This window comes from Acinetobacter lactucae, assembly GCF_013344765.1.
GTDB classification, from domain to species: Bacteria; Pseudomonadota; Gammaproteobacteria; order Pseudomonadales; family Moraxellaceae; genus Acinetobacter; species Acinetobacter lactucae_A.
The window spans coordinates 1-11,780 of sequence record NZ_JABVBF010000109.1; the positions used below are offsets into that span (position 1 = coordinate 1).

Here is an 11,780-nt window from a genome sequence, read left to right on the forward strand (position 1 = left end):
ATAAAAAACAGATTAATTTTGATTAAAAGTTAAAAACATCTGAAAATCTTGGCTAAGTTCTGTATTTATCAACATTTTGCATAAAAATGGATAAGATGAACGTATCTTTCATCTAAATAGTAGGGTTACAATAGGCCATACTTATGCTCAAGATTACTTTAATCGCTTATGAATATTTTAATCGTTGATGATCATCCTTTGTTTCGTCATGCTTTAATTCAAGCAGTACGTTATAGCCTGCCACAGGCACAAATTCATGAAACAGCTTCGGTTGATGAGTTTTATGAGCGTTTGGAAAATGGGGCAGAACCTGATCTAGTATTACTCGATTTAAATTTACCGGGTGCTTCAGGCTTTTCGGCTCTGGTTTATGTAAGAGCACAGTATCCATCTATTCCGATTATTGTGGTTTCTGCACATGAAGAAACTTCAATCATTCAGCGTGCAATCGCACATGGTGCGATGGGTTATATTCCTAAGTCGGCTCATCCAAGCCATATTGGCGAAGCGATTCGTCAAGTCTTAGAAGGTGATATCTGGTTACCACCTAACTTGCCATCTAACCTTAATCTTGACCCGCGAGCGGCAGATGAAACTGCATTGGCAGAACGTATTCAGTCATTAACACCTCAGCAGTTCCGTGTTTTGATGATGGTTGCGGAAGGTTTGTTAAATAAGCAGATCGCGTACGAGCTTGATGTTTCAGAAGCAACAATTAAAGCTCACGTAACGGCTATTTTTAGAAAATTAGGTGTGCAAAACCGTACACAAGCCGTATTGGCCATTAGTGCACTCAATATTGAAGATAAGAAAATCTAAAAAAGAAAAAAGACCTCAATTGAGGTCTTTTTTATGGATGCCACTTAAGCAAGGCAGTCTTGCTTTGGCGTTAGGCTGTCGCAGTACAATGGGTTAAGCGCGCATTGCAAATCATCAATTTGATCTTGAGTGACATAGCCTTTCATTTTTAAATATTCAGCCACGCGGTCGTCACGTAAGCTTAAGAAGGCTGCATCATAAACGCCTAAATCTACAAAAAGTGCAGCTGTTTCTAGGCTGTTGAAGCGATCAAGGAAAATATCATTGCCATACATCAAGAAGATATGGTCGAGTTTTGCTTTTTCATCAACATGGAGTCGTTCAGCAAGTTGATCAGGGTGTGTTTTAATAAAGAGTAAATCAGACAATTCATCAAACTGAGTCATATCTAACTGATTTTCGCCAAGTTTGACATGACCGAGCCAAGCTTTGAAAACCAAAACAGCACCGCCACGCAGTAGCATGCTCCAGATTTGATGGCGTGTGTCATGGTCAAGATTTTCACTTTCAGCGCTAAGAACTTTTAAGAAGTTCTCTTCTTGTTGTGCCAATTTATCAAATAAGCCTAATCCTTGAGGATGATAAGCAGCAGGTGCAAATACATCAAAATTTAGATCGTGGAATACATTAAGTGCGAGGGGAACAGCACACTGATAAATTGTATTTAGCGCTTTAATATGTGCTTCATTGAGTTTGCTGTGGGGGAAAATACTTTGCCAATTTAGTTCAGGAAGTAAAGCATTGGCACTGTATTGACGATAAAACTGTTGAGACGAAAGTTGGCCTTGCGGGCTGTTATCAGAAATATTCATGGCAATTGTCCTTTGCATTAATTCATGAGCATGGGTGCTTAATATGGAAATGGGTTATAAAAATAGCTGTACATTTAAAAATAGGTTTTGAATATTTATGTGTCATGAAGAATGCAAGTAGAATACGACTAAAGTCGTATATGGTCGTTTTAGGTTAATTATAGTAATAAAAAACAGTATCTTATAAAATTGTAACTAAGTATACAAGTGTTCACTTACAAAAAAGGTGAGCTTTGCCATAGAAAAAGGGCTATTGGAAAGTTTGGCCAATTATTTAACAAACAAAAGTAGACTTTTTGAGCAGTTTTGCCTATTGGCTTAAATTAGACCTATAATTTTTGCCAACCATCTCTCCCAAACTTATTAAAAGGTTTGGGAGAGAAAATATTTAATCTACCTCACTAGCAATTTTAAGTCCCGATAACCATGCTCTTAGAGAAGCTGGCTTAAGCGGTTTTTTGAGTAAAACAATATTTAGTTCTTTTAATTGTTGAGGTAACTCAGGATGAGAGTCTGCGGTAATTAAAGCCACTGGAACGTCATGTTGACGATTTTGCAAAATAAAATCGACACCGAGTTGGTTGTTGTTTAAATGCTGATCGATAAGCCAGACCTGAATATTCTCTTTTTGAATAATCTCAAGTGCTTGTTCCGGTTCTGTGGCTTTAAAAACTTCATAACCCCATCGACCTAATAAGCTACTCATACCTTCAAGAATAGTTTCATCGTTGTCTAAACATAAAATCCGATAGGCTTTGGTTTTTAAAGGTACTGCCTGTACGGTTGGGGTTATCACTTTTGGAGCTTCTACCACCGGAACCTCAATCATAAAGCAGGAACCTTTATTGAGTTGTGAGTAGACATGGACTGGATAATTCAGCAAACCCGTCATACGCTGCACAATAGCAAGTCCCAAACCTAAACCTTGCTCGCCCCAAGGGGATAAATGTCCACAACGTTCGAATTCTTGAAATAGTTTAATACGTTGCTCTTCGGCAATTCCGGGGCCTGTATCCCAAACACCAATTCGAATATGACCAGATTTTTGAGCAGAACGTAATACGCCAACAATCACTCGGCCTTTGGCTGTATAGCGCAAAGCATTACTTACAAAGTTTTGAATAATGCGTCGAATCCACTGTGGATCTGTATCGATCCAGAACGATACATCGTGAACTTTCAGGGAAATATTTCGCTGTGCAGCAATTGATTTGAACTGGAGTTCAAGATCGCTTAATAAATCGTGTAAAGGATAAGGCTGTCTTTTTGGTTGTATGGTGCCGCCTTCCAAACGCGCAATATCGAGCAGGGCAGAGAGCATACTTTCTGCGCCATACAGAGCACGGTCAAGTTGCTGCAAAGTTTGACGGTCTTCTTCTGTTGCAATGCTTTGCTCAAGAACCGTACTAAACAGACGGGCAGCATGCATAGGTTGTAATAAGTCATGACTGGCCGCTGCAATAAATCGGCTTTTAGACATATTGGCCATATCAGCTTGTTCGCGTGCAAGCTGTTGCTCGGTTAAAGCATCGGCAAGTTGTTGGGTTCGGTCTTTTACGCGGGCTTCGAGTATTGCCTCATTCGCACGGAAAGCAGTAATGTCAGCGAACGTAGTCACAAAGCCTCCACCTGAAATAGGATTACCACGCATTTGAATAACGCGTCCGTCTTTACGGATTCGTTCAAATTCATGCGCACTTCCGACTTTCATCCAGTGTAAGCGTTTACGAACATGTTCTTCGACTGAACCGGGACCACATTCGCCGCGTTCAGCGTTATAACGAATCAAGTCAGCAATTGGACAACCTACATAGACTAAATCTTTTGGGTAGCCAAACAATTTTAAATATTGGTTGTTCCAAGCGACCAAACACATGTTTTTATCGACCACACTTACCCCTTGGGTCATGTGGTCGATCATGGTCATGAGCAAGTTTTGATTAAAACGTTGCCACTGTGAGGCTTGGTCTAAAATATTAGCGACTTGACCTAATGCGAGGCCATTATTAATCATTGCTGTAGTGAGCAACGTACGTGCAGAGGCGGCCCCGATAATGCCAGCTAGATATTGTTCGGTGAACCGCCACCACATGCCATTGGCGATGCTATTCGGGTTGAGCGTGAGATGATTTTGCTCGCAAAAGTTCTCGAATGCTTGAGTTGTGGGTTGCTCACCCGTAATTCTTTTAGCAAGTGCGAACAGATCACCTACTTTTAAGCGCGCGGCATCGTGGGGTAAATAGGTCAAATCGGTAGAAGTATGGGGTGATGGCAAAGGCTTGGTTTCATAGTAGAAAAAGCTTTCTGCCTGAATTTGTTCAGCCACACTTGGGCGGTAAAGTTTAGAAATCCAGATATATAAAAGAATATTTAAACCGAGTGACCAAATGACGCCGTGCGTTAAAGGTGCAAATGACTCAAAACCAAAAAGTGACTCTGGACGTAAGGCATTTATTCCAAAAGGACCAAAAAGCAAAATACTTTGGGCTGTTTCTTGATAGGCTTCTGGCAAACTACGTAAGATGGTTGGAAATAGTAATGTATAACTCCACATTAAAAATCCAACGATGAGACCCGCATATACGCCCTGGCGACTTCCACCACGCCAGTACAAACCACCAATCAGTGCAGGTGCAAACTGAGCTACCGCACTAAACGCTAATAATCCAAATACTGAAAGCTGGTTAATATCATTAAAGAAATGGAAGAATAAAAAGCCAAGTAGCATCACCGCAACAATACTAATACGACGGCTGAATTTAAGAACTTTAGGTAAATGTTTATCGTGACGTGATAGCAACCTAAAACGCCAGAGTGCGGGCATAATCAAGTCGTTACTGAGCATGATAGACAAGGCAACAGATGAAACCAGTAACATACCTGTTGATGCAGAGAACCCACCTAAAAAGGCCAGTAAAGCCAACCACTCTTGGTTATAACTCAGGGGTAATGAGAGTACTGCAACATCGGGTACAGTTAGGAACTTCGGTGCTGCATGCAAGGCCCAGCTTGCAATTGGGATAATCGCTAAAATCGTTAAAATGAGATAAGCCGCAAACCATTTACGTGCACCGCGGATATGCTTTTCATCACGTAATTCGACAACCGCCACATGAAACTGGCGAGGTAAACAGATAATTGCGAGACCTGCCAATAATGTCTGAATCCAGAAAGTTTCAGGTACCCCAAACAATTGGACTTCCTGAAAAGTTTGGTTTACGTCGGCTGAGACTTGTACTAAGTTGGCGGGTGCTTCAAAAATAAAAAATAAAGCGACACAAATCAGCGCGAATAATTTTACAAAAGATTCAAATGCCACCGCTAACATGAGGCCACCATGCTGCTCAGTGTTTGCAATCTGCCTTGTACCGAAGATCATTGCCAAGATCGCAAGGACACTAGTTAAAAGCAAAACGCTATTGGTGGTCGTATGAATATGAGCATTCTGCTCTAAGATGACTGATGTACTTAAGGCAATTGCACGTAACTGTAGGGCGAGGTAGGGAATAATCGCAATCACTGCCAAGATTGTAACCAGCGAAGCCAAGACGCCACTTTTGCCATAACGTGCTGCAACAAAGTCGGCAATTGATGAAATCGCGTGGTGCTGACGTACTCGGCCTAAACGTCGCCAGATATCATAACCAAACCAGACAAATAACAGTGGACCTAAATAAATAGGTAAGAAAATAACGCCTTCTCGGACCGCCGCTCCGGTTGCACCATAAAAAGTCCAAGATGAACAGTAAACCCCTAAGGTCAAACTAAACAAGAACATGCGGCCACGTGTACTCAGACGGCTGGCATGCTTTTCGCCAAAAAAAGCACAAATGAATAAGAGTGCTATATAAAGAGTAAGTACCCCAATAATCAGCCAGCTGTTCATATGACCTACATGATTAAAACCTTGTGCCTATAATACCCCAAGCAGAAACAAAGCTATAAATTGATTAAATTTTAACGACCAAAGTCTAAGTTACGAATTACACGTAATTTTGCTAATTTGAATAATGAGAAACTACTATTAAAAAAGTGGCCAAGGTTGGGCACAGGGCAAGGAGTTTGGTTATGGATCAAAGCCAGGTAGAAAAGATTCTACACAATCCAAAGTTTCAGAAAATGGTCAAGAAAAAAAGTGCATTAAGCTGGACGCTCACAATCATTATGTTAGTGCTTTATGTGGGCTTTATGCTACTTGTTGGCTACAACAAAGAATTTTTGATGAGTTCATTTAGTGGTGGTGTAACGACATGGGGTATTCCACTAGGCTTAGGAATTATTGTTTTATCTTTCCTACTGTGTGGCGTGTATTCCTATATCGCAAACAATACCCTTGACCAGTTGAGTGAAGAAGCGTTGAAGGAAGTTGAAGCCATCACGCATGAGAAAGGATTACACTAATATGAAATGGAATTCATTAAAAGCGAAAGCCTTATTGGCAGCAGCATCGCTCTATTCAACTGTTGCTATGGCTGGTCCAGATTTGGGAGAAGCTGAGCAACAGGCGACGAACTGGCATGCCATCATCATGTTTTTGATTTTTGTTGGTTTCACTTTGTTTATTACCAAGTGGGCTGCAAAACAAACCCAATCAGCACAAGATTTCTATACCGCAGGGGGCGGAATCAGCGGTTTCCAGAACGGATTAGCAATTGCCGGTGACTATATGTCAGCTGCATCTTTCCTCGGTATTTCCGCAATGGTATTTAGCTCGGGTTTTGATGGCTTACTTTATTCTCTTGGGTTTATGGTTGGTTGGCCAATCGTTTTATTCTTGATTGCAGAGCGTTTACGTAATCTGGGTAAATACAACCTTTCAGACGTAGTGTCATTCCGTCTTGAAGAAAAACCGGTCCGTACCTTAGCTGCCTTGAGTTCACTTGTTGTGGTCGCATTCTACTTGATCGCTCAAATGGTAGGAGCGGGCCAGCTCATCAAGTTACTATTTGGTTTGAACTACAACATCGCTGTTGTCATCGTTGGTCTATTAATGATGGCATACGTTATCTTTGGTGGCATGTTGGCAACGACATGGGTACAGATCATTAAAGCGGTCATGTTGCTCAGTGGTGCGACGTTCATGGCCTTCATGGTAATGAAAGCGGTTGGTTTCAGTTTCAGCAATATGTTCACTCAATCCATTGAAGTCTTCAGTAAAGTTCACAGCATAAGCTTTGAAGAAGCTGCAAAAATTATGGGTCCGGGTAAACTTGCTGCAAACCCGATTGATGCCTTGTCTCTTGGCTTAGCACTCATGTTTGGTACAGCGGGCCTTCCACATATTCTTATGCGTTTCTTCACAGTAAAAGACGCAAAAGAAGCACGTAAATCGGTTGTGGTTGCGACAGGTTTCATTGGTTACTTCTACCTTCTAACTTTTATTATTGGTTTCGGTGCGATCCTTTTCGTATCAAACAACCCACAATTCCTTGATGTTGCAAAAATGGCAGTATCAGGCAAGCTTGAGCTTGTTGGTGGTAACAACATGGCAGCCGTGCATTTAAGTGACGCTTTGGGCGGTGACTTATTCATGGGCTTCATTTCAGCAGTAGCATTCGCAACAATTCTTGCGGTTGTTGCAGGTTTAACACTTTCAGGTGCATCTGCAATCTCACATGACTTGTATGCTAACGTATTTAAGAAAGGTCAAACGACTCCAGCTTCAGAACTTCGTATGTCAAAAATTGCGACACTTGGTTTAGCAATCTTTGCCATGATCTTGGGTATTTTGTTTGAAAAACAAAACGTAGCATTTATGGTAGGTTTAGCCTTCTCCGTTGCATGTTGTGCAAACTTCCCAATCCTTGTTCTTTCAATGTTCTGGAAAGGTTTAACGACTCGTGGTGCGGTGATTGGTGGTTTGGTTGGTCTTGTAACAGCAGTAGTGCTTATTGTTCTGTCTAAAGCAGTTTGGGTAGATACTTTAAAAATCTCTGATACACCAATTAACCCGTTCAATGGTCCTGCGTTATTTGCGATGCCATTGTCATTCCTTTGCTGTTGGTTGTTCTCGGTAACTGACAACTCTGCACGTGCTAAAAAAGAGCGTGCTGCATTCGATGCCCAATACGTGCGTTCAATGACAGGTATCGGTGCTTCAGGTGCTTCAGACCACTAAAATCAAAATTTAGTACATCCCCCATTAAAAGCCCTCAGGGGCTTTTTTTTGTTTACCTTATATACCGAGATGAAAGAATTTTTTAATAAAGAACAACTTGTTTATTCTATTTTTTGTACAGTATGATTTTCTATAATTCAAAATATAACGAAAAAGGAAAATAATTACATGCGATCTATCCTCGATTTCTGGGCGAGCTTTCGACTACTACCTTCTGCGTGGCTCTTACTCGTTCAGTTTGTTTTATTGATCTTAGCTATGCTGACTTTTCACGATGTATTTTACCGGACCCTAACGTGGGCTTTAGGGGTATTTGCTTTACTGATTATTGCCAAGGTCATTCGCCAAACTCCAATGTTTACTTTTCTGGGTCTAATCTTTGTCAGTGGGGCGATTATATCTTCAGTCTTTATTTTATTAGGCTATAGCAATTTAACGATCCAGATATTTGCCCATAGCTGTGAAGCGCTAGCTTATTTTTCGGCTGCTTATGGTTTATTCCGTTATATGTTCGCTGACCGATATTTAACAAGAGATGAACTATTTGCGGCAGCAGCAGTCTTTACCTTGATTGCTTGGGGCTTTGCATTCCTCTACAACATTTGTCAGCTATTGATTCCTACTAGTTTCCAAAATCCAAATAATGCTCATCATTTACAGACTTGGTTAGATCTGCTGTTTTTGAGCTTTAGTTTACAGTCCGCAACAGGACTATCTGATTTAATGCCGCTTAGCCCACCAGCACGTGTTTTAGCCATGCTACAAATGTTTTGTGGCGTGATGTATTTAGCTTTGATTGTCACACGTTTAATTGCTTTACAGTACATTGCTCATCCGACAAAGAAGGATTCTGACAAATAAAGGAGGAGGTGTTTTAATTTTTTTACACCTTTGTAACTGCAATATTATTTAAGTTTATTTAAAGTATTATCGGCTTTCTCTATTGAAAGATTTAACTTTGTTCATTCTGTGAATGTCTCTATTGGCTTTACGCCTGTCACTTTTCATTAAAATAACATGGAGGAGTTATGCCTTCCAAACAACCAGGTTGGTTCGCAAACGTTAATCCTAACGTATTTTTTGGTACGGTCATTATCATTGCTTTGTTTTTGGCAGTCGTAGTAATCGCGCCGAGTTCTTTTGAACTTCTAACGCAGCAACTAAAACAATGGATCACTGATTCATTTAGCTGGTTTTATGTTTTATCTGTTGCTTTCTTTCTCATCTTATTGATTTATATTGCTTGTTCATCAATAGGCCGGATTAAATTAGGGCCTGATCATAGCCAGCCTGAATATAATAATGGGTCTTGGTTTGCCATGCTGTTTACCGCAGGGATGGGGATTGGTCTGATGTTCTTCGGAGTTGCCGAGCCTGTCATGCATTATGTTAATCCACCAAGTGGAGATGCCCAGACCATTGATGCAGCGCAGCAAGCACTCAGAGTAACTTTCTTCCACTGGGGGTTACATGCTTGGGCAATTTATGCATTAGTGGGGTTATCTCTAGCTTATTTTGCTTATAGACATAATTTACCGTTAAAGACCCGTTCAGCACTCTATCCCCTCATTGGTAAAAAGATTTATGGGCCATGGGGCGATAGCATTGATATATTCGCGACCATTGGTACGGTATTTGGTGTAGCGACTTCTCTTGGGTTCGGTGTAACCCAGATTAACTCTGGTTTACATTATCTGCTGGGCATAGAGCAAAGCACTTATATACAGATTATTTTAATTGTTGTGGTAAGTATTTTAGCTTCTTTGTCTGTTTTCTTAGGCCTCGACAAAGGGGTTAAGCGACTATCTGAATTAAATCTGATTTTAGCCGTTATTTTATTAACCTTTGTTTTTATTTGTGGACCAAGCATTTACTTGCTTCAAACGACAATTCAAAACACAGGGCAGTATTTTTCTAATTTATTTACTATGACCTTTAACCTCTATGCATACCAACCGAATGGCTGGATAGGTGGTTGGACTATTTTGTATTGGGCATGGTGGATTTCATGGTCACCATTCGTGGGAATGTTTATTGCAAGAGTTTCACGTGGTCGTACCATTCGAGAGTTTATTGTGGGGGTTCTGCTCATTCCGACAGGTTTTACCATTATCTGGATGGGTTTTTTAGGAAATGCTGCATTATTTAACGTTATTCATGAACACCAAATAACATTGCTTCAAGCCGTACAGCAAGACTCCTCTGTCGCATTGTTTGAATTTTTAGGGCACTTGCCATGGTCTGGTGTCATGAATGTTATTGCAACAGTGCTAGTTATTCTTTTCTTTGTGACTTCGGCTGACTCAGGCGCACTGGTAACAGACTATTTAACTTCAAAAACTGATAATTCACCTACATGGCAGCGTTTATTTTGGACAGTATTGATGGCTGTGCTTGCCATTATTTTATTGTTAGTCGGTGGCTTAGCTGCGTTACAGTCTTCAATCATTATGAGTGCATTACCATTTACTGTGGTCATGCTTTTAATGAGTTGGGGGTTAATCAAAGCATTGCATCTTGATGTCACTAAAATGACAGCCATTCAGGAAGCACGTATTACCCCACGCGCTATTCATAATCCACGAAGCTGGCAACAGCGTTTGGGATTAATCATGCATTATCCTCATAGTGAAGAAGAAGTAAGAGAATATATTGAAAAGCAAGTCAGTCGTGCATTTGAAAATATCAAACATGAATTTAGACGTCGTCATCTAGAAGTTTCAATTACTCAACTTGAGGATGGAATGCAACTTCGGGTTGATCATCATCATGAAATTAATTTTATTTATAAAGTTGTTTCACGTGAAACAGTGCCACCAAGTTTTTTAATTGGACGTACTGAAGCCGAAGATGGGCAATATTTCCAAGCCGAAGTCTTTTTAAGAGAAGGTGGACAGAACTATGATGTAATGGATTGGACTCAAGAAGATTTAATTCAAGACATTATTGATCAATATGAACGTCATTTATATTTCTTAAATATTGTACGAAGTTAATATTTAGCCGTAAAAAAAGGACTCAAATGAGTCCTTTTTTACATTCAATTTCTAAATTAAATTAGAAACGGAATTTAGCATTTAAGCCGATAGTTTGTGTATCACGTTGGTTGCCATCTTTCGCATTTGCTTTAACGAAGTCAGCACCAACTGCTACAGCAGGAGTGATGAAGTATTGAGTGTGACCACCCCAAACATGGTCGTAACCAGAATTAAATGCAGCTACATCAGCAAAAGATGCACCAACACTTAACTTAGGAGTTACGTAAAGGTCGGTTTTCATACCGTAAGCATTGTCTTCAGCAAATACACCAAATGCTTCAAAACCAATAGCCATGTTAGTGCCATCGATGTTGCCAACATATTTAGTACGAGCAGTTACAGCATCTTGTTTTTCATCAATAGCAACTGATTCACCAACTGCTTTAGCGATTCCGTATTTATTTACACCGAAAGCATCTAAAGAAATTTGATCTGCAACACTGGTATAACCAACAGCAACTAAGAAGTTAGGTAGCAACATTGCACCAGCTTCTAATGCGTAACGGTCACCATTGTCATCGCTTTCACCATCTTTAAAATCATTGATAGTGTGATTGTAAGAAGCGCTAGCATAAACTGGTAAGTAAGGAGTTGGAAGGTATGCTTCACCCTTAACGCCATAAGTATGAGATTCAACATTTACAGTGTCTTTCTCATCATACTTGATATAGTTATAAGCAACAGAAACGTTAGATGCTTGGTTTAAGAAAGCTGCTTCAGCTAAAGGACCTTTAGAAGCATCTACATTTTTTAAGTAATAAGTACCTTGAGCAGTACCAGTGAAGTTTTTATCGTTTGCAGTTGTGTCAACATATTCAGATTGACCTTGAACTTCAAATTGATAAGCATGAGCACCGGTCATGGCTAATAATACAGCAGTGGCTAAACCAAGTTTTTTCATAATCATTTCCAGCATTAACAAGAGATAAAGCTGGGGTCATTGTATTGTAACAATTTATGAAGTCAATAATGGAGAAAACGGAATGTTAAAGA

The 11,780-nt window shown here is 40.1% G+C and carries 8 protein-coding genes; 5 read left to right on the plus strand and 3 right to left on the minus strand.

Features of this window, described 5'->3' with window-relative positions:
• The first annotated feature begins 168 nt into the window (after positions 1-168).
• Positions 169-819: a response regulator gene (locus HUN22_RS11620; RefSeq protein ID WP_002122041.1), complete on the plus strand. Its 651-nt coding sequence runs from the start codon at positions 169-171 to the stop codon at positions 817-819.
• Between the two features lie 44 nt (positions 820-863).
• Here the strand turns inward: HUN22_RS11620 and HUN22_RS11625 are convergent, their stop codons facing one another.
• On the minus strand, positions 864-1,631 hold the full coding sequence (locus HUN22_RS11625) for a hypothetical protein (protein WP_174729407.1): 768 nt from the start codon (positions 1,629-1,631) through the stop codon (positions 864-866).
• Between the two features lie 388 nt (positions 1,632-2,019).
• Positions 2,020-5,517, minus strand: coding sequence for a hybrid sensor histidine kinase/response regulator (locus HUN22_RS11630; RefSeq protein WP_174729410.1), 3,498 nt, complete (start codon positions 5,515-5,517; stop codon positions 2,020-2,022).
• A 182-nt stretch (positions 5,518-5,699) separates the two neighbouring features.
• On the opposite strand from HUN22_RS11630, the gene HUN22_RS11635 reads away from it, so the two are divergent.
• From HUN22_RS11635 to HUN22_RS11650, 4 genes are all read left to right on the plus strand, one after another.
• Positions 5,700-6,032 (plus strand): DUF485 domain-containing protein, encoded by a 333-nt coding sequence (locus tag HUN22_RS11635; RefSeq protein WP_016142785.1) that lies wholly within the window; start codon positions 5,700-5,702, stop codon positions 6,030-6,032.
• Between the two features lies 1 nt (position 6,033).
• Positions 6,034-7,749 carry a cation acetate symporter gene (locus HUN22_RS11640; RefSeq protein WP_174729413.1) on the plus strand — a complete coding sequence of 572 codons (1,716 nt, stop codon included), beginning with the start codon at positions 6,034-6,036 and terminating at the stop codon, positions 7,747-7,749.
• Positions 7,750-7,917: 168 nt separating this feature from the next.
• Complete coding sequence (locus tag HUN22_RS11645; RefSeq protein WP_174729416.1) at positions 7,918-8,610, plus strand: ion channel; 693 nt, start codon at positions 7,918-7,920, stop codon at positions 8,608-8,610.
• 167 nt (positions 8,611-8,777) lie between these two features.
• Entirely contained in the window at positions 8,778-10,745 is a 1,968-nt protein-coding gene (locus tag HUN22_RS11650) for a BCCT family transporter (protein WP_174729418.1), read from the plus strand.
• A 61-nt stretch (positions 10,746-10,806) separates the two neighbouring features.
• Here HUN22_RS11650 and omp33-36 read toward each other — a convergent pair whose 3' ends face one another.
• Positions 10,807-11,688, minus strand: a complete 882-nt coding sequence (gene omp33-36 / locus HUN22_RS11655) for a porin Omp33-36 (protein ID WP_031949596.1) — start codon at positions 11,686-11,688, stop codon at positions 10,807-10,809.
• Positions 11,689-11,780 lie beyond the last annotated feature (92 nt).